The sequence below is a fragment of the Pedobacter yulinensis genome (assembly GCF_003029735.1).
GTDB classification, from domain to species: Bacteria; Bacteroidota; Bacteroidia; order Sphingobacteriales; family Sphingobacteriaceae; genus Pedobacter; species Pedobacter yulinensis.
The window spans coordinates 1-17,367 of sequence record NZ_KZ686269.1; the positions used below are offsets into that span (position 1 = coordinate 1).

Sequence of the window (17,367 nt, forward strand, 5' to 3'; positions counted from 1 at the left end):
CTTCATCAAAAACGAAACTGTCGCTCTGTCACGCATATAGTAAATTTCCGGATTACCTCCGCGCCGTCTTCCGCTCTGCTGCGGCCGTCGCTGCGGTGATCCCAAGGGGAGAGGCTTCACCAAAAAACAAAGCTGTCGCGCTGTCACGGATATAGTAAATTTCCGGATTACCTCCGCGCCGTCTTCCGCTCTGCTGCGGCCGTCGCTGCGGTGATCCCAAGGGGAGAGGCTTCATCAAAAAACGAAGCTGTCGCTATCGCGCCATTTTTTGTTTTCCTGCCCTTCCGCTTCAAGCCGCGCCGGCTTGGCGAAATCGCCGTAAAACAAAAAACCCGACTGTCGTCGGGCTTCGTTTTTTGTGGCGGAGAGTGAGGGATTCGAACCCCCGGACCTGTTACAGTCAACAGTTTTCAAGACTGCCGCAATCGACCACTCTGCCAACTCTCCGCCGCAAAAGTACAAATACCGGGTAAATCTGCAAACTGCTGTGCTTATTTTTTATCTGTTTTTTGGTAAATGCTTCAGACAGAGCCCAAAAAAATCTCTTTTACCGCTTATCGCCAGCGGGAGCCGGCTTTTTGAAGACGTTAAAATTTGGCTTGATGATTTTTACGCTGCGTTTTGACAGGTCAACGCTGGCATTCAATTCAAAACCAACCAGCAAAATCAGCGAGTTCAGGTACAACCAGATCATGATCACAATCAGCGTACCGATTGAGCCGTAAAGCTTGTTATAGGAACCAAAGTGGTTGATGTAAAATGAAAAACCCCACATGGTCAGAAACGCCAGGATCGTAGCCAGCCAGGAGCCTGCACTAAAAAAGCGCCATTTCTTGGCATGCGCCGGGCCGTAGCGGTAAAGGATCGAAATGGTCGTGAAGTACAGTATGCCCAGAATTGCCCAGCGTGTAAAATCAATCGCGTAGGTGGTCAGGCTCTCCTGTATGTCGAGTTCTTCCTTTAAAAAAGTAAGCAGAAATTCGCCGAAGGTCATGGCGGCAATACAGACGATCAGCGAAAACGCAATGACCAGCGTTAACACCAACGCTATAAACCGCTGGTGAAGCCAGGTACGCGTTTCAATAATTAATGAAGACTTGTTAAATGCCGACATCAGGTTCTGAACCCCGTTCGTAGCAAAAAACAAGGATAGAACAAAACCTACCGACAGCAACCTTCCGTTCTGCTTATTGATAATTTCATCCAGCGTGTCGCTGAAGGCCTCGAAAGCCGTATGGGGCAGGATCAGGACAATGAGCGACATCAGCTGCTTCTGGAAGCCGATCTCTTTCGGAATAAACGGGATCAGGGTAAATAAAAAGATAATGCCCGGAAAAATGGCCAGCATAAAATTGTAAGCCAGGGAAGATGCCTTATTAACCAGCGAGTCCTTGCCAATCTCCTTGAAGAAAAACGTAGCAACTGTATAAAGCGGCAGCGGGCTGAACCCCGGCAGGACACAGTGTTTCGTCCAGTCGATGAACACAGTGTACAACCTGATTTTTAACAATTGCCTGTGAACCCATTCCATTTCTTGTCTTATTCGAAGTGTTTTTTAAGTCGCTCCAGAAAATCCTCAGGGGGCTGTGTAGGCTTGTTCTTTTCCATATCTACAAAAACAAGCGTCGTACTCCCCGCATTGATTAGCTCAGATTCCTCATTAAACAATTCATATTCGAAAAAGATGCGAACACCGGGGAACTTTTTTAATGTCGTGGTTACAGTCAGTTCTTCATCGTATCTGGCAGGCTTGATGAATTTGCTGCTCAGCTCCAGCACAGGCAGCATGATGCCGCTTTCTTCCATCGATTTGTAAGTCATACCCAGGCTGCGCAGCATTTCTACACGGCCCACTTCGTAGTACTGGGCATAATTGCCATAGTACATGTAACCCATCTGGTCGGTCTCAGCGTAACGTACGCGGATTTTTGTGGAGTGGCTGTACATTTTAACGGAAAATATTGCGCTGGTTTAGTGCCTCGCGGTATCTGCGCGCATTCTTTTCATGATCTTCCTTGTTTGTGGCAAAGGCATGGTAGCCTGAAAAATCTTCTTTTGCACACATATACAGGTAGTCATTGTCATCCCGGTTCAGTACCGCATCGATCGCGTTGATGCTTGGCATCATGATCGGCCCCGGTGGCAGGCCTGCATACCGGTACGTGTTGTAAGGTGAAGAGACTTTCAGAAGCGCGTTGGTTACCCGCTTAACCGTAAAATCATCGTTGGCAAATATCACCGTCGGGTCTGCCTGCAGCAGCATGCCCTTGTTTAGCCGGTTCAGGTACAACCCTGCAATAATGGGCATTTCTTTGTCGAACAGGGCTTCTGCGTCTACGATTGATGCCAGAATGCTGACCTGTACCTGGCTCAGATTCAGTGCTTTTGCCTTTTGTTTGCGTTCGGCAGTCCAGAACTTGTCGTACTCTTTCTGCATGCGGTCAAAAAATTCAGGAGCAGAAATATTCCAGTACATTTCGTATGTATTGGGGATGAACAGGGTATAAATATTCTCCTGGTCAAAACCGTATTTGCCGATCAGTTCGGTCGAGTCAAGCATGCTGATGAAGGTAAGCGAATCGGGCTCGAGGTTGTTAGCAAGGTAAGCAGCAAAATTTTCTTTTTTGCGGATGTTCTGGAATTTGAGTTTAACCGGCTCCTGGTTGCCTGCCTTGATCATGTTGATGAGTGCCCGGTTTGTCATTCCTTTTTTCAGCCGGTAACGCCCTGGTTTGATATTTGGTTTCAGGTTCATCTTCGCTGCTGCGGCTTCAAAGCTTTCCTCGTCTTTGAGAATCTGCTGCATGCGGATGTCTTTCAGTACATCATCATAATCATATCCTGTGCGCACATAAAGGAATTTCTGACTGTCGGTCACATTGCCGGCAAAATAAGTTTTGTAGAGCTTAAGTCCGAAGTAGCCTCCCACAACCAGTACAAGCAGTACAGCCGCGAAGAGGATTTTGATTTTGGTGTTTGGTTTTTTCGGTTGTTCCGTATGGGTCATAAATGCTGCTATTGTTGTTTGAGGGTAATATTGATCCGGGTTCCGATCGGCACCTTGCTCAGGGAATCGGTCAGTTCAGGATCCTGTTTAACGATGACTGCCGTAGCGCTGTCGGTAACTTCGCCTTCGTAGGTAATGGTTCCCAGTGTCAGCATGGAGCCCTTTAAAGAAAATAACGCTTCGTCTTTGGTCAGGCCCACCAGTGACGGGATGTCGATCTCTTCGTTTCCGCGGCCATCGCCCAGAACAAAGTCAATTCGCGAGCCTTTGGGCAGGATCTCGCCGGCGCGGATCGGCTGACCGCCGAAACGGGCTTCAAGTACCACATCGCGGCTTACGTCTGCGCGGTAAGAAGTATCGCCCATTTTAAGGCCATACCCGGCAATAATGGCCTGCACTTCGCGCAGCGACTTAAATTCGACCTCCGGGAATTTGACGTTAGGCGCCTGCCCGGTATTGATCGTCAGGTAAATGGTCCGGTTGTCCTTGACGAATGTGCTCGCGTCAGGATCCTGGTCTATCACAATACCCGGCGGCTTATCCATAATAAAAACAGAGTCTACTTCATACCGCAGTCCCAGTTCTTCCAGTTTGGCCACTGCCTGCGAAAAATTAAGGCCTTTGAGCGCCGGGACATTCAGCCCTTCGCCATGTTTGGTATAAAAACGCAGGCTGTAAAAAGCGATGAACAGTAAAACCAGAACGGTAGCCAGGGCAGCCAGGATGTTGTTTCTGAAAGATTTTGTTTTTAAATACTCTACGAATTTTGACATTAAACTGCTTTTTTTCCTTTTCTGAAGTCCAAATTTAGGCTAAAATTATTTATCCCGTCTAAAAACCGAACTGCTCCAAGTAATTTATATTTTTGAAACCAAATAAGTAACCAGCAATTTTTAGCCCAATTTAACGGGGTGCTGCAAGCTTTGCCGCCCGGCCGCAGCAAAGGTGCATTACACGCCCGGCACAACAGCCAATTATGAAGAAAGTCATAGCCCTGCTTACCGGCGGCACCACCGGAGAATGGGTGGTGTCTGTAAAAAGCGCCGCCACCATTGCCCAGAACCTCGATCCGGCGCGTTTCGAAGTATATAAGATCATGCTCAGTCAGCAAGGCTGGTTTTACGAACCTGCCGACTCGCTGAAGATCGAAGTTGACCGCAACGATTTTTCGCTGACCCTGGAAGGAAGAAAGATCCGGTTCGACGGTGTTTTCATCGCCATACATGGATCGCCGGGCGAAGACGGCAAATTGCAGGGCTACTTCGACATGCTTGATATTCCCTATACCACCTGCGATGCGCTTACGTCGGCCATTACCATGAACAAAGGTTATACGAAAGCAATTGTCCGCGACCTGGAAGAACTGTTCGTAGCCGAATCGGTTCAATTGCTGCAGCCCGAAGGCGCCGCGGCACGTGTGCAGGAGCGGCTTAAACTGCCGTATTTCGTTAAACCAAACAATGGCGGCAGCAGTATTGGCATGAGTAAGGTGAAAACCGATCGTGAGTTGCAACCTGCACTTGAAAAAGCGTTTAAAGAAGACAGCCAGGTACTGGTCGAGGAATTTGTTTCCGGCAGGGAATTCTCGGTCGGTGTGTTTCGCAGCCAGGGAACCATCCGCGTGCTGCCGGCTACAGAGGTCATCCCTGCAAACGAATTTTTTGATTTTGAGGCCAAATACACGCCCGGCGCAACTGAAGAAATTACACCCGGGCGTATGAGCGAGGAAGAGCGCGCGCGTGTAGAACGGATCGTGACAGGGGTCTACGAGCGCCTGAACTGCCGTGGAATTGTTCGCATTGACTATTTCCTGGAAGAAACGACGGGTAATTTTTATTTTATCGAGATCAATACCATACCAGGCCAGACCATAACCAGTTTTATTCCTCAGCAAGTCGCGGCCATGGGTGTGCCGCTTACGGCCTTCTACACCGAACTGCTCGATGAAACAATAGGCCGGTAGGCAAAAGCGACGCGCTGTGAAGCTTAAGTTTCGGCTAACGCCCGATGCGCGGTAAAATCATAAAAAAGGGGCTGCCTGTGGCAGCCCCTTTTTTATCAGACCTGGGTGGTCTTCCACCTGCCACGCTTAAACAGGATGTAAGCGGCGATGGCAATACCTGCCTCGGCCACGGGGATAGCAATGAACACGCCCCTCGGGCCCATGTCCAGGTATTTGGCCAGGAAATAAGCAAATGGAATCTGGAATGCCCAGAATGCAACAACGTTTACCCAGGTTGGCGTCCAGGTGTCGCCGGCACCATTAAAAGTACTGATGAGTACCATACCGATCCCGTAAATAATGAAGCCGATACTCATGATGCGCAGGGCCTCGGCGGCGATCGCCCTTACCTGCTCATCTTCGGTAAAGAAACCTACGAACAGATGGCCGCAGGTCAGGAACAATGCAGAGACAACCGCCATAAATACAACGGTATAACCCATGGTTTTCATGACAGACTCTTCTGCACGATCCACCCGTTTTGCACCCAGGTTCTGGCCAACCAGCGTAGCTGCCGCGTTGCTGAGGCCCCAGGCAGGGAGCATACAGAACATCATGAGCCGCAATGCGGTCTGGTAACCTGCCGAGCCGTGGTCGCCGCCGGTGGTGGCAACCAGCTGCGCGAGGAAGATCCAGCTGCAGGAGGCAATAACGAATTGAAACACGCCTGGCGCGGCAATTTTCAGGATCTGGCCAACCAGGCTGAAGTCGGGCAGTATCTGGCGCAGTTTAACCTTTAATCTTCCATTCGAACCGAACAAACAGAACAATTGGTAGACAACACCCAGCCCGCGACCGAATGTTGTTGCCCAGGCCGCACCCTCCAGCCCCATGGCGGGAACCGGACCCAGCCCGTTAATGAGCAGGGGGCAGAGGATGATGTTCGCAATGTTGGCGATCCACAGGCTCTTCATGGCGATAGCTGCATTGCCTGCACCGCGAAAAATTCCGTTAATCAGGAACAGCAGTACAATGAACATGGTACTGCCCATCATGATTCGGGTGAAGGTCTGTCCATGGTCGGCGGCACTCTCGCTTGCGCCCATCAGCAGCAGGATGTCTTTTGCGAAGATCATTCCGAGAATGCTGATCGGCAGGTTGATCACAATGGCGATCAGAATGGCCTGCATGCCTGATTTCCCGGCCTGTTCGGGATTTTTTTCGCCAACACGACGTGCAACAACTGCGGTTGCAGCCATACTGATGCCCATGGCGATTGAGTAGATAACGGTCAGAACCGATTCGGTAAGCCCGACGGTCTGAATGGCCAGGCTGCTGTGCTCCAGGTGACCTACAAAATAAAGGTCTACCAGCGCGAAAACAGATTCCATGATCATTTCCAGCATCATGGGAATGGCCAGCAATACAATGGCGCGGCGAATACCGATTGCAGTCAGGTCGGTTTCTTCGCCTTTGAGCGATTGTTTGAGCAACGCAAAAAATGAGGACACTTTGCCTTGCGACTTTGAATTAATTGTCATAACGGGGGGATGTTAAATAAATAAAAAATGAATACCAGATACAGTGCTGTATCCGGGAACGGTGGTAGTGGGGAGTAGTCCTCGGCTGGTCAGAACCTGAAACGGACTGCAAATACTTTCATGGGTATTGCGGTTTTAGCGATGCGAACTTAGGACAAAAATCCTAAAACAGGAAAAAAAAGTTCAACTTTCTGACTTTTGATGCAACCAAAGTCAGGATTTGAGGCGCTTTGCAGGCGACTTCAGATGGCGTAGGCAGCAATCATTTCTGGGCTTACGGCGCAGCCGCGGCCGGTTTTGATGTCGATCATGACATAATCGAACCAGCCATCTGAGGCTACTTTGCCTGTTTTTTTATTAACAATTTCAAATTGTACCCGGCAGCCTTTTTCATTCATGGTTACGATACCCGTGCGTATAATCAGGGCATCGCCCAGCATCAGCGGGCGTTTGAAATTGACCATTGCCGTTTTGACTACCCAGCCGTAGCCATTTTCAAGGAAGTGCTCCATAGGCATGTGGTAGTCCTTTTCCATCTGTTCATAGCGGGCGGCCAGTACATAATCAAAGTACCTGCTGTTGTGCACATGGTTAAACATGTCGATATCGTCGGGGCGCACGCGCAGCTCACTTTCAAAAATGCTGTATTGGTTTTTTTCCATGGTGCACAAAGATAGGCCGATTTTTTCATGCTTGTAGCGTGAGCGCCTGCATTGGCATGCCATGCGGCAGGAAAGCCGGCATAACATACTCAACAACGGGCGGCATGGTCGCCAGAAGCTTTCCCGGATGGGGGAATGGTGGTTTCCCGCAGGGCCTGCTGTTGCTAAACCCGGGCGGCGCGGGCACGAAGCGCAGCGGAGTAAAGCAAAGCACGGGGCTGCCGGCCGCCACAGGCAGTGTTCGCTCATTTCCAGGAAAAGGAGGATCTTTAGGCAGGTATTTAAAGTTGTATGCAGGCAGCGGTACTTAAAAACAAAAAGCAGTTGCAAGTGATGGGGCAATGCTTTATCTTTGCACCCTAATTAATTAATTTTTATCGCTTTAATATTATTCAAGAATGTATTTGAGTTCAGAAAAGAAAGCCGAGATTTTTAAAACTCACGGCGGCTTAGAGACCAACACGGGTTCAGCTGAAGGCCAGGTTGCATTGTTTACCTACCGGATTGCTCACTTAACCGAGCACCTGAAGAAAAACCGCAAGGATTTCTCTACACAGTTATCGCTACAGAAGCTCGTTGGTAAACGCCGCGCGATTCTTGCCTATCTGTTTAAAAAAGATATTGAGCGCTACCGTGCTATCATCAAAGCTTTGTCGCTGAGGGATATCATAAAGTAATCGCAATATTATCAAACAAAAGCCATTCTTTCGGGAATGGCTTTTTATTTTTGCAAACAAAAATTACCACATAACCGGTGTGCAGAAAAGAGGAAACACGCCATAATTATTTTTAAATGAATGTAATAACAAAATCGCTCGACCTGGGCGATGGAAGAACGATCGAAATTGAAACCGGGAAGCTGGCCAAGCAGGCTGACGGATCGGTTGTTGTAAAAATGGGCGACACCATGTTGCTCGCTACCGTGGTTTCTGCAAAAGAAGCAAAACCAGGTACAGATTTCCTGCCGCTTTCTGTGGATTACCAGGAGAAATATGCTGCGACCGGACGTATTCCGGGTGGCTTTCTGCGCAGGGAAGCCCGTTTGTCAGATTATGAGGTTCTGATCTCACGCCTGGTAGACCGTGCATTGCGCCCGATGTTCCCGGACGATTATCATGCTGACACGCAGGTGATGATCTCCCTGATTTCGGCAGATAAAAATATCATGCCTGACTGCCTTGCCGGTCTTGCCGCTTCCGCTGCGCTTGCCGTATCGGACATTCCTTTTAACGGGCCGATCTCAGAAGTTCGCGTAGCAAAAATCGACGGACAGCTGGTTATCAATCCTTTCCTGAAAGACCTGGAGCGCGCCAGCCTCGAGTTTATGGTTGCCGGTTCTGCCAACGATATCGTCATGGTAGAAGGCGAAGCCGACGAAATTTCTGAAGAGGAAATGGTAGAAGCGCTGAAATATGCACATGATGCCATTCGCCAGCAGTGTAAACTGCAGCTTGAACTGCAGGAAGAAACCGGCAAGACAATGAAACGCCTCTACAGCCATGAAAGCCATGACGAGGAACTGAAAAAAGAAGTTTACGAAAAGACATACAACCAGGTTTATGAAGTAGCCAAAACCGCATCGAGCAAAGAGGCGCGTTCAGAGGCTTTTACAGCCATCATCAACGACTTCTTTGAAAACATGCCTGAGGGCACTGAAGACCTGACCAAAGCCTTGGCCAAACACTATTACCACGACGTTCAATACGATGCGGTGCGTAACCTGCTGCTTGACGAAGGCATGCGTCTTGACGGCCGTACCACCACGCAGATCCGTCCGATCTGGAGCGAGGTGGGTTATCTGCCGGCTGCACACGGCTCGGCGGTGTTTACCCGTGGCGAAACACAGTCGCTTACTTCTGTAACACTTGGTTCAAAAGACGATGAGCAGATGATTGACGGTGCTTTCATCAATGGTTATAATAAGTTTCTGCTCCATTACAATTTCCCTGGTTTCTCAACCGGCGAGGTACGCCCGAACAGGGGCGCCGGCCGTCGCGAGATCGGTCACGGTAACCTGGCCATGCGCTCACTGAAAAAGGTATTGCCCGATGCATCTGAGAATCCTTACACCATCCGTATTGTTTCAGATATCCTCGAGTCGAACGGTTCTTCATCTATGGCTACGGTTTGTGCCGGTACACTTGCCCTGATGGATGCTGGTATTAAGATCAAAGAGCCGGTTTCAGGTATTGCCATGGGACTGATCACCGATGAAAAAACCGGAAAGTATGCCATTCTTTCAGATATTCTTGGCGACGAAGATCACCTCGGTGATATGGACTTTAAAGTTACAGGTACCAAAAATGGTATTGTAGCCTGCCAGATGGACCTGAAAATCAATGGTCTTTCTTACGAAGTGCTGACCAAGGCATTGCACCAGGCAAAAGAAGGCCGCCTGCACATTCTTGGCGAAATGGCGAAAACCATGACCGCACCGCGCGAAGACTTTAAACCGCATGCACCACGCATTGTGTCTCTCACCATCGATAAGGAATATATCGGTGCCGTGATCGGGCCAGGCGGTAAGATCATCCAGGAAATGCAACGCGAAACCGGCGCAACCATCTCGATCGAAGAGGTAGACAACAAAGGCATCGTGGAAGTATTTGCAGACAACAAAGCATCGATCGACGCTGCCGTAGGCCGCATCCGTGCCATTGCTGCAAAACCTGAAATTGGCGAGGTTTACGAAGGTAAAGTGAAATCAATTATGCCATTTGGTGCATTTGTTGAGATCATGCCTGGTAAAGACGGGCTGCTGCACATTTCAGAGATCGACTGGAAACGCCTTGAGACCATGGATGGCGTCTTCAAAGAAGGCGATATCCTGAAGGTCAAACTGCTCGATATTGACAAACAAGGAAAAATGAAGCTTTCACGCAAAGTGTTACTGCCAAGGCCGCCAAAGCCAGAAGCTGCACCAAAAGCTGAATAAGATAAAGCCGCCTGTTAACAGGCGGCTTTTTTTATGCCCTTCGTTTTGTCCTGGTGAGTTTCCGGACCGGGAAGAGGGCTGTGCACGAGCCTCAGCCAGAACCGCCTGGTTCAGTCGATTGCCGTCTGAAATTGCTATATTTAGCCGATGAAACACCTTATAGCACCCTCGGTTTTAGCAGCCGACTTTGGTAACCTTCAGCGCGATATCGAGATGCTGAACCAAAGTGCGGCCGAATGGATCCACGTTGATGTGATGGATGGTTTGTTTGTTCCTAATATTTCTTTTGGTTTTCCGGTCATGGAGACCCTGAGGAAACATGCCGGCAAGCCCCTCGATGTGCACCTGATGATTACCGATCCCGACCGCTATGTGGAGCGTTTCGCGCAAGCGGGCGCCTCGGTTATCACCGTGCACTACGAAGCCTGTACCCATTTACACCGCACCATTGAAGCCATACAGGGCGCGGGCTGCCGGGCTGGTGTTGCGCTTAATCCGCATACACCCGTACAGCTGCTTCAGGACATCCTGCCTATGCTGGACCTGGTGCTGATCATGTCTGTAAACCCTGGTTTTGGCGGGCAGAAATTTATACCCAATACCTACAAAAAAATAGCAGAGCTGTGCCGCCTGCCGGGCGCCAAAGACAGCCTGATCATCGAGGTAGACGGCGGTGTCGACTCTGGCAACATTGCGGCACTCCGAAAAGCGGGCGCCCATGCGTTTGTAGCGGGCAGCGCTGTGTTCTCGGCACCTGATCCTGCAGCCATGATTGCCGAACTGAACCAGATCGCCTCGATAGCGTTTGATGTGCAGGTCTGATGCTGCCGCATTCGTTTTCGCATACAAATTTTCTATCTTAGCGCCATCAATAAATCCATGACCCGGCAGTAAACGCAGCCGGTCGCAAATCAACTAAACCACAACCCGAATGAAAAAATTCAGTTTTTTACTGGCCTTTGCACTGCTGTATGTTGCAGCGTTTGGCCAGTCTGATCCCAATATGGGGATCATTCCTGTGCCCGTATCCGTTAAAAAGGGCAGCGGCCAGTTTATACTTGACAAGACCACGGTCATTGCCGCCGCGAGCGCTGAGGACGCAAAAATGGTCGATCTGCTGAATGCCTATATTGTAAACCATGCCGGTTTTGCACTTCGTGAAGTAAAATCTGTTCCCGGCAGCCAGAAAGCCATTATATTGACCAGCCAGGGTGCCAATGAGCTTCCTGCCGAAGGTTACCAGATCCAGATCACACCGAATAAAATTACCCTGCGGGGCAAAGGTGCAGGCTTGTTTTACGCGGTGCAGTCTATGATGCAGCTCCTTCCTGAAAAATCAGGTAATGTCGTCAATATCCCCGTTGCAGAGATCAATGACTATCCCCGTTTTGCTTACCGGGGCACCATGCTCGATGTGAGCCGCCATTTCCAGCCCGTATCTTTCATTAAAAAATATATTGACCTGCTTGCCCAATACAAGATCAATACTTTCCACTGGCACCTGACAGATGACCAGGGCTGGAGGCTGCAGATCAAAAAATATCCGAAACTAACCAGTGTTGGCGGCATGCGTGCAGGTACCATTATTGGCCGTTACCCCGGTACCGGAAACGACCTGACCCCGCATAGCGGTTATTACACCCAGGAAGAAGCAAAAGAAGTGGTGCGCTATGCTGCAGCCCGTTTCGTCACGGTCGTACCGGAGATCGAAATGCCAGGCCACGCTTCGGCAGCGATTGCCGCTTATCCTGAACTGAGCTGCTTCCCGGACCGCGATACGCCGATCGGTGCAAAAACAGCCTGGGCAGGTACGCGTAAAGGTAAATTAGTTCAACAGACCTTCGGCGTCTTCGACGACGTATTTGTACCCAGCGAGAATACCTTTAGTTTCCTGCAGGATGTTCTGGACGAGGTCGTTGCTATCTTCCCGTCAAAGTACATCCACATCGGTGGCGATGAATGCCCTAAAACTTACTGGAAGGAATCTGAGTTCTGTCAGCAGCTGATTAAAGAAAAAGGCCTGAAAGATGAACATGGCCTGCAAAGCTATTTTATTCAGCGCATTGAAAAATACCTGAATGGAAAAGGCCGCTCGATCATTGGCTGGGACGAAATCCTCGAAGGCGGACTGGCGCCAAACGCGACTGTAATGAGCTGGAGAGGCGAAGCAGGCGGGATCGAAGCTGCAAAACAAAATCACGATGTGATCATGACGCCGGGATCGCAGGGCCTGTATATTGACCATAAACAATCCAATTCTCCCGATGAGCCTGTAAACATTGGCGGTTTTGCGCCCTACACCAAAGCTTACAGCTACGACCCGGTGCCAAAAGAACTGAACGATAGCCAGAAAAAATACGTAAAAGGTGTTCAGGCTAACTTGTGGACCGAATACATCGAGCCAGGTGCCAAAGTTGAGTATCATGCCTTCCCGCGGCTGCTGGCCCTGTCTGAAATTGCCTGGAGCCCCGTAGCCCGCAAAGACCTGAAAAACTTTTCTGAAGAAAGGCTGCCCGTACACCTGGCGCGTCTGGACAGAAAAGGAATTACTTACTGGGTGCCTGCACCGGTCGGCCTCACTGAAGGCGTAATGGCTGGTGAGAACTTCAGCATCGAACTGAAAGCGCCTGTAAAAGGTTCAAAGATCTTTTATACGATAGATGGATTCCGTCCGTCAGAAACATCCACGCCCTATACGGGAGCCATTAAAGTAACCGTGCCCAAAGGCGAGAAGAGAATGCTCAAGACGATCGTTATTGCTTCGAACGGCCGCAGAAGTGTCGTGACCGAGACGGTTCTGAACAATGGCGCGCCCGATGTAAAAGCCAAATAATTCGACTGAGACCGTTTTGACCGGCGTCCAAATTTTTCTAATTTGGCACCGCAAAGAACAGACTCATGAAAGTTTTCAAACCCGTATATTTTTACAAGCACTTTCTGCTTTTTGCAGGAGTGCTTTTTTGTTTTGCCTGTACTGAGCAGCAGCAGGCCCCTGTACAGGAAAGCCAGAGCGCTGAAAAAAAACAGGCGCCCAACCCTTTCGAATTTTATAAAAGCATCGAGGTTAAACCCGGGCTTACCTTTGAAATCCTGCAGTGGGGAAAAGGGGTAGACAGCGTTGGCGGTTACCTGGTGCTCATGTCAGACTCGGCAAAGAACAATTTTCGTTCGCTTGCTGCCGAACGTGAGGGCGTGATCACAGATGCCTGGAACATGGACCTTGATACAGACGGAAACCCGGAAATTTATGTCCAGCTGCAGGGCAGCGGCAACGTGTCAGACCTGAATGTCTACGAATTTTCGGGAAACAACTTCAACAAGATCACCTTTCCGGGACTGCCCAGTAAAAAGGGATATGCAGGCCATGACAAATTTACGATCCGCGACGGCGACCTTTACCGGTCGTACCCGGTGCAGCCCGATCCGGCCGATACAAGCCTGAAAGCAGGCAGTACCCGTGAGTTCCTGTACATGCTGCGCGGCAACAGTTTCTCTGTGGGTGAAGTGAACAAAAAGAAATAAGCATGGAACGCGGGCAAGGGTTTTCGATTGCCGGCAGGCTCAGAAGTCTTCGTTTTGCCTGGTCTGGCCTGCTGACGCTCTTCAGGACAGAGCACAACATGCGCATCCACCTTGCGGCGGCCTTCGCGGCTGTGTTCATGGGATTCCTCTTTGCCCTGAGCCGAATGGAATGGATTGTGGTGGCGGGCTGTATTGCCGGGGTTTTTGCCGCCGAGGCCTTAAATACAGCCGTTGAAAAATTATGTGATGCGTTGCACCCGGATCCAGACCCGCGCATAGGCCGGGTTAAGGACCTGTGTGCCGCTGCTGTGCTTGTTACAGCAACCGGGGCCCTTGTGGCTGGAATCCTGGTATTTGCCCCACATATGGGTGCTATTTTTCGCTGATGTAATCCTCGTACCGCCAGTCGGCAATGATCTCGTCCCACTGGGCCTGTTTTTTCAGGTTGTTGCCGTGGGCTGTTTCCGCATCGTAACGTTTCTGCATTTCGTCAAAGTATTTCCCCACTTCGTCGGCAAGGGCCGCTATTTCTTTTTTATAGGTCTCTATCCGGTAACTGCGGCTTTCCATGACCCGCCGGGCTTCTTTAGACATCAGGTAGTGAATGTCTGCATGGCCCTGTTCATGGTGCAGCAGCTGGTTGCTGATCGTTTCGTTTCGGATTCGCTCGGATTTAACCCATGATTTATTCTTGTCAATGCCAAAAAACTGGTTGAAGCGAATGTCGAGCCGGCCGTTGGTGATCCTGGCCTTGTATTCATAGTGCCAGCGCAGTACGGTAAGCGCTGCAAAGGGCGAATTGTAATCGGGCGCGCCGCGAAAATGCGTTTTCCAGCCCAGTTTCTCGGGATAGACCTGTTGGTCGGCCTGAAAAGATAAACAAAGCAGGGCCAGTCCGGCCAGGCCGGTCAGGCGGTTCATTAACCGGTGGTACATGTTCTGAAAACGAAAATAAGGAGTCGTTCAGTACTGCTAACGTTATTTTTCGTTGAATTGTTCGCTGATGCGTTCGAACTTTTCGATGAGCAGCCCGATCCGTTCTCTTTCCCGCCTGATCACCGCTTTTCGCAGAATGGTTGAACAAAATACCATCCAGCCAAGGGTTACCAGGATCAGCGCCGCTTGCATGACAAGTGGAAAATAATCCAGGATCTCGTACAGGTAAAAGACGATGCCAACCGAGAGCGCAACGGTATAAAACCAGTAAAGCGAGTTGTAAAGCCTGAAGCGGTTAAGCTGGTAAACTTTTAATGTATCAAGAAAACGGTTGGGGTGTTGGGTATAATTGCTGCGGGAAATAAGCCGGTAGTCATTAAACAGGATAACCGTAAAGATCAGGATCGTGAAGATCGTGATGCCGACGCCTGCATAACTGGTCCAGGACTGGAAATCGTAGAACGCTGGGATCAGAGCGATAATGACAACAGAGGCCAGCATGCCGGCTATGTTCATGACTGACCGCGTCTTGAGCGAATTTACTTCCTTCTTTGCTTGCCTGAGCATTTCATCGGCAGTAAGTTTCACCTCCACTTCATGTCCCTGCCACAATGCCTTTAATTGATCAAACTCTTGCATATCTGTTGTATAGTTCTGTCAGTTTCTGTTTAATGCGGTGAATCTTTACACGCAGGTTGCCTTCACTGATGCCCGATATTTCGGCAATCTCATTATAAGGGAGCTCATCGAGCACCATGGTAATGATCAGGCGGTCATTTTCTTCAAGTTGCGAAATGCATTTATAGAGCAAAGCAACCTGTTCGTTTTTCTCAGAAAATTCTTCAGCTTTCTCCTCGATAATATTCGGCGTCAGTTCATCTTTTGCCTGTCGCTTTTCCGAACGCAGGTACGTCAGGCAGGTGTTTACGGCAATGCGGTAGATCCAGGTAGAAATGAGCGATTTATTCCTGAACTTATCCAGGTTTTGCCAGACCTTCAGGAAAGTTTCCTGAAGCAGGTCGTTAGCCGCATCCTGGTCGCCGGTATAGCCGTAACACAGATGGAAGATCTTCTTCGAATTCGAATCAAATATTTGTTTAAATAATTTGTCTTTTTGCTCCATTCAGGGGTCGTGGTACGCAGTTTCGACAAATATAAGCGAGAATTGTTACAATTATCTCCGTGGCTCCCGGTATTTATAGTTTGTTGCGATGCAGCAAATAATTACTTTTGCAACCTTACCAAACTTATTGACATAAAAAAGCTGCAGGGTTCTGCTGTGTAGAGTGAAAGTACACGGTTTCTTTCCCGGTTGCCGCCCGATTAAAGAACAGGCCTTTGGTGCACATCCTTCCCGATGGTACCGGTAGACGGTCAAAAAAAGAACAACAAATGAAAAAAAAGCGCGTCGGACTCTTTACCCTGGTTGCCGTTACCCTGGCCATTGTGGTCGCTGTTCTGAAAGATTTCAGTTTGGTCGACGTGCCTGACCAGGTCATGATGATGGTGCGCTGGGCACTGGCACTTGTGCTCGTGTTTTACGCCTATACGCGTAAAAACCTGACCACCTGGATCCTGGTCTGTATGGCGCTGGGTATCTTCGTAGGGATCGATTATCCGCATGTGGCCATCGCGCTTCAGCCACTTAGCAAGGGTTTTATCAAATTGGTCAAGGTCATTGTTGGCCCGATCCTTTTCGCTACCCTGGTTTATGGTATTGCGGGTCACAATGATCTCAAGCAAGTTGGGCGCATGGGCTGGAAATCGCTGGTTTATTTTTATTCGGCCACAACGATCGCCTTATTCATTGGCCTTGCCGCCATCAACATTTCGCGGGCAGGTGTGGGTGTAGACATTTCGCATATTCCGCAGCACGAATTGCCGAAGCCGCCGGTCGATGCTGCAGACGCTACGATGCTCGAGCAGCTCCCGGAAGGTATTCACTGGCTGTATAAAACGCTTTCTTTTTTCCGGAATATTTTTCCGGAAAATATAGCTAAAGCAATTTATGACGCTCAGGTGCTGCAGATCGTTATTTTCTCAGTTCTGTTCGGCATCGGTCTGGCCATGCTGGACGAAAAGAAAAAGAAACCCCTGCTCGATTTTTGCGAAAGCCTCGCAGAAACCATGTTCAAGTTTACCAATCTGATCATGTATTTTGCGCCCATTGGCGTAGGTGCAGCAATGGCCTATACGGTGGGGCACATGGGTGTAGACATCCTCAAGAACCTGTTTATGCTGGTGGCTACACTTTATGTAGCCCTGATTGCCTTCCTCCTGCTGGTGCTGCTGCCTATTGCGCTTTACCTGCGCATTCCGATCATGAAATTCGTTAATGCCATCAAAGAGCCTGTTTCCATAGCTTTTGCAACGACCAGCTCTGATGCGGCATTGCCTAAAGCCATGAGCGCCATGGAGAAATTCGGCGTTCCGAGGAAAATCGTTTCGTTTGTAATTCCTACCGGTTACAGTTTTAACCTCGATGGTACAACACTGTACCTCAGCCTGGCCTCGATATTTGTTGCCCAGGCGGCAGGCATGCACCTGAGTTTCGGACAGCAATTGCTGATCGTGTTCACGCTCATGATCAGCAGCAAAGGGGTGGCTGCCATTCCGCGCGCCTCGCTCATTATCCTGATCGCAACCGCAGATCAATTTGGTCTGCCGACCTTCATCATTGCGGCGATACTTGGAGTAGATGAGCTGATGGATATGGCCCGTACTTCGGTTAACGTAATCGGAAACTGCCTGGCCACTGTGGTCATCGCCAAGTGGGAGGGTGAATTCAATGAACATGCAGACGAAACACAAACTGTATAGCC

General features: G+C 49.6%; 17 protein-coding genes and 1 tRNA gene. 8 read left to right on the plus strand and 10 right to left on the minus strand.

Annotated features, from left to right (window positions below; genetic code table 11):
* Positions 1-359: 359 nt before the first annotated feature.
* From C7T94_RS07270 to C7T94_RS07290, 5 genes are all read right to left on the minus strand, one after another.
* Positions 360-447 (minus strand) — tRNA-Ser (locus C7T94_RS07270).
* A 100-nt stretch (positions 448-547) separates the two neighbouring features.
* Positions 548-1,531: a YihY/virulence factor BrkB family protein gene (locus C7T94_RS07275; protein ID WP_107214731.1), complete on the minus strand. Its 984-nt coding sequence runs from the start codon at positions 1,529-1,531 to the stop codon at positions 548-550.
* A gap of 8 nt (positions 1,532-1,539) precedes the next feature.
* Positions 1,540-1,947 (minus strand): acyl-CoA thioesterase, encoded by a 408-nt coding sequence (locus C7T94_RS07280; protein ID WP_107214732.1) that lies wholly within the window; start codon positions 1,945-1,947, stop codon positions 1,540-1,542.
* Between the two features lies 1 nt (position 1,948).
* On the minus strand, positions 1,949-3,007 hold the full coding sequence (gene mltG, locus C7T94_RS07285) for an endolytic transglycosylase MltG (RefSeq protein WP_107214733.1): 1,059 nt from the start codon (positions 3,005-3,007) through the stop codon (positions 1,949-1,951).
* A gap of 8 nt (positions 3,008-3,015) precedes the next feature.
* Positions 3,016-3,780 (minus strand): PASTA domain-containing protein, encoded by a 765-nt coding sequence (locus tag C7T94_RS07290; protein ID WP_107214734.1) that lies wholly within the window; start codon positions 3,778-3,780, stop codon positions 3,016-3,018.
* A 203-nt stretch (positions 3,781-3,983) separates the two neighbouring features.
* On the opposite strand from C7T94_RS07290, the gene C7T94_RS07295 reads away from it, so the two are divergent.
* Positions 3,984-4,970 carry a D-alanine--D-alanine ligase gene (locus C7T94_RS07295; protein WP_107214735.1) on the plus strand — a complete coding sequence of 329 codons (987 nt, stop codon included), beginning with the start codon at positions 3,984-3,986 and terminating at the stop codon, positions 4,968-4,970.
* Positions 4,971-5,065: 95 nt separating this feature from the next.
* Here the strand turns inward: C7T94_RS07295 and C7T94_RS07300 are convergent, their stop codons facing one another.
* Both C7T94_RS07300 and C7T94_RS07305 read right to left on the minus strand, forming a co-directional pair.
* Positions 5,066-6,490, minus strand: a complete 1,425-nt coding sequence (locus C7T94_RS07300) for an MATE family efflux transporter (RefSeq protein WP_107214736.1) — start codon at positions 6,488-6,490, stop codon at positions 5,066-5,068.
* A 242-nt stretch (positions 6,491-6,732) separates the two neighbouring features.
* On the minus strand, positions 6,733-7,152 hold the full coding sequence (locus C7T94_RS07305) for an acyl-CoA thioesterase (RefSeq protein ID WP_107214737.1): 420 nt from the start codon (positions 7,150-7,152) through the stop codon (positions 6,733-6,735).
* A 398-nt stretch (positions 7,153-7,550) separates the two neighbouring features.
* Between C7T94_RS07305 and rpsO the strand changes: the two genes are divergently transcribed.
* The 6 genes from rpsO (at position 7,551) to C7T94_RS07340 (ending at position 13,995) form a co-directional block, all read left to right on the plus strand.
* Positions 7,551-7,829 (plus strand): 30S ribosomal protein S15, encoded by a 279-nt coding sequence (gene rpsO, locus C7T94_RS07315; protein WP_107214739.1) that lies wholly within the window; start codon positions 7,551-7,553, stop codon positions 7,827-7,829.
* Positions 7,830-7,945: 116 nt separating this feature from the next.
* On the plus strand, positions 7,946-10,087 hold the full coding sequence (gene pnp / locus C7T94_RS07320) for a polyribonucleotide nucleotidyltransferase (RefSeq protein ID WP_107214740.1): 2,142 nt from the start codon (positions 7,946-7,948) through the stop codon (positions 10,085-10,087).
* 147 nt (positions 10,088-10,234) lie between these two features.
* Positions 10,235-10,909 carry a ribulose-phosphate 3-epimerase gene (rpe, locus tag C7T94_RS07325; protein WP_107214741.1) on the plus strand — a complete coding sequence of 225 codons (675 nt, stop codon included), beginning with the start codon at positions 10,235-10,237 and terminating at the stop codon, positions 10,907-10,909.
* Between the two features lie 109 nt (positions 10,910-11,018).
* On the plus strand, positions 11,019-12,920 hold the full coding sequence (locus C7T94_RS07330) for a beta-N-acetylhexosaminidase (RefSeq protein WP_107214742.1): 1,902 nt from the start codon (positions 11,019-11,021) through the stop codon (positions 12,918-12,920).
* A gap of 65 nt (positions 12,921-12,985) precedes the next feature.
* The gene (locus C7T94_RS07335) at positions 12,986-13,609 is read left to right on the plus strand and encodes a hypothetical protein (RefSeq protein ID WP_107214743.1); all 624 of its coding nucleotides are present in this window, start codon (positions 12,986-12,988) and stop codon (positions 13,607-13,609) included.
* Between the two features lie 2 nt (positions 13,610-13,611).
* The gene (locus C7T94_RS07340) at positions 13,612-13,995 is read left to right on the plus strand and encodes a diacylglycerol kinase family protein (protein WP_107214744.1); all 384 of its coding nucleotides are present in this window, start codon (positions 13,612-13,614) and stop codon (positions 13,993-13,995) included.
* Here the strand turns inward: C7T94_RS07340 and C7T94_RS07345 are convergent.
* The 3 genes from C7T94_RS07345 to C7T94_RS07355 are packed head-to-tail and all read right to left on the minus strand — an operon-like array spanning position 13,982 to position 15,668.
* On the minus strand, positions 13,982-14,530 hold the full coding sequence (locus C7T94_RS07345; protein WP_162618589.1) for a DUF922 domain-containing protein: 549 nt from the start codon (positions 14,528-14,530) through the stop codon (positions 13,982-13,984). The genes C7T94_RS07340 and C7T94_RS07345 overlap by 14 nt on opposite strands.
* Positions 14,531-14,587: 57 nt before the next feature.
* Positions 14,588-15,184, minus strand: a complete 597-nt coding sequence (locus C7T94_RS07350; RefSeq protein ID WP_107214746.1) for a hypothetical protein — start codon at positions 15,182-15,184, stop codon at positions 14,588-14,590.
* A complete protein-coding gene (locus C7T94_RS07355; protein ID WP_107214747.1) occupies positions 15,171-15,668 on the minus strand; it encodes an RNA polymerase sigma factor in 498 nt (165 codons plus the stop codon). Before C7T94_RS07355 ends, C7T94_RS07350 begins: the two co-directional genes overlap by 14 nt.
* Positions 15,669-15,937: 269 nt before the next feature.
* On the opposite strand from C7T94_RS07355, the gene C7T94_RS07360 reads away from it, so the two are divergent.
* The gene (locus C7T94_RS07360) at positions 15,938-17,365 is read left to right on the plus strand and encodes a dicarboxylate/amino acid:cation symporter (RefSeq protein WP_107215990.1); all 1,428 of its coding nucleotides are present in this window, start codon (positions 15,938-15,940) and stop codon (positions 17,363-17,365) included.
* Positions 17,366-17,367: the final 2 nt, after the last annotated feature.

Bases quoted from the DNA above. Each gene is read 5' to 3' on its own strand.
- C7T94_RS07295 (WP_107214735.1), top strand. From the start codon at position 3,984: ATGAAGAAAGTCATAGCCCTGCTTACCGGCGGCACCACCGGAGAATGG.
- C7T94_RS07355 (WP_107214747.1), bottom strand. From the start codon at position 15,668: ATGGAGCAAAAAGACAAATTATTTAAACAAATATTTGATTCGAATTCG.
- C7T94_RS07345 (WP_162618589.1), bottom strand. From the start codon at position 14,530: ATGAACCGCCTGACCGGCCTGGCCGGACTGGCCCTGCTTTGTTTATCT.
- C7T94_RS07340 (WP_107214744.1), top strand. From the start codon at position 13,612: ATGGAACGCGGGCAAGGGTTTTCGATTGCCGGCAGGCTCAGAAGTCTT.
- C7T94_RS07300 (WP_107214736.1), bottom strand. From the start codon at position 6,490: ATGACAATTAATTCAAAGTCGCAAGGCAAAGTGTCCTCATTTTTTGCG.
- C7T94_RS07305 (WP_107214737.1), bottom strand. From the start codon at position 7,152: ATGGAAAAAAACCAATACAGCATTTTTGAAAGTGAGCTGCGCGTGCGC.
- C7T94_RS07360 (WP_107215990.1), top strand. From the start codon at position 15,938: ATGAAAAAAAAGCGCGTCGGACTCTTTACCCTGGTTGCCGTTACCCTG.
- C7T94_RS07280 (WP_107214732.1), bottom strand. From the start codon at position 1,947: ATGTACAGCCACTCCACAAAAATCCGCGTACGTTACGCTGAGACCGAC.
- pnp (WP_107214740.1), top strand. From the start codon at position 7,946: ATGAATGTAATAACAAAATCGCTCGACCTGGGCGATGGAAGAACGATC.
- C7T94_RS07335 (WP_107214743.1), top strand. From the start codon at position 12,986: ATGAAAGTTTTCAAACCCGTATATTTTTACAAGCACTTTCTGCTTTTT.
- C7T94_RS07290 (WP_107214734.1), bottom strand. From the start codon at position 3,780: ATGTCAAAATTCGTAGAGTATTTAAAAACAAAATCTTTCAGAAACAAC.
- C7T94_RS07350 (WP_107214746.1), bottom strand. From the start codon at position 15,184: ATGCAAGAGTTTGATCAATTAAAGGCATTGTGGCAGGGACATGAAGTG.
- C7T94_RS07275 (WP_107214731.1), bottom strand. From the start codon at position 1,531: ATGGAATGGGTTCACAGGCAATTGTTAAAAATCAGGTTGTACACTGTG.
- C7T94_RS07330 (WP_107214742.1), top strand. From the start codon at position 11,019: ATGAAAAAATTCAGTTTTTTACTGGCCTTTGCACTGCTGTATGTTGCA.
- mltG (WP_107214733.1), bottom strand. From the start codon at position 3,007: ATGACCCATACGGAACAACCGAAAAAACCAAACACCAAAATCAAAATC.
- rpsO (WP_107214739.1), top strand. From the start codon at position 7,551: ATGTATTTGAGTTCAGAAAAGAAAGCCGAGATTTTTAAAACTCACGGC.
- rpe (WP_107214741.1), top strand. From the start codon at position 10,235: ATGAAACACCTTATAGCACCCTCGGTTTTAGCAGCCGACTTTGGTAAC.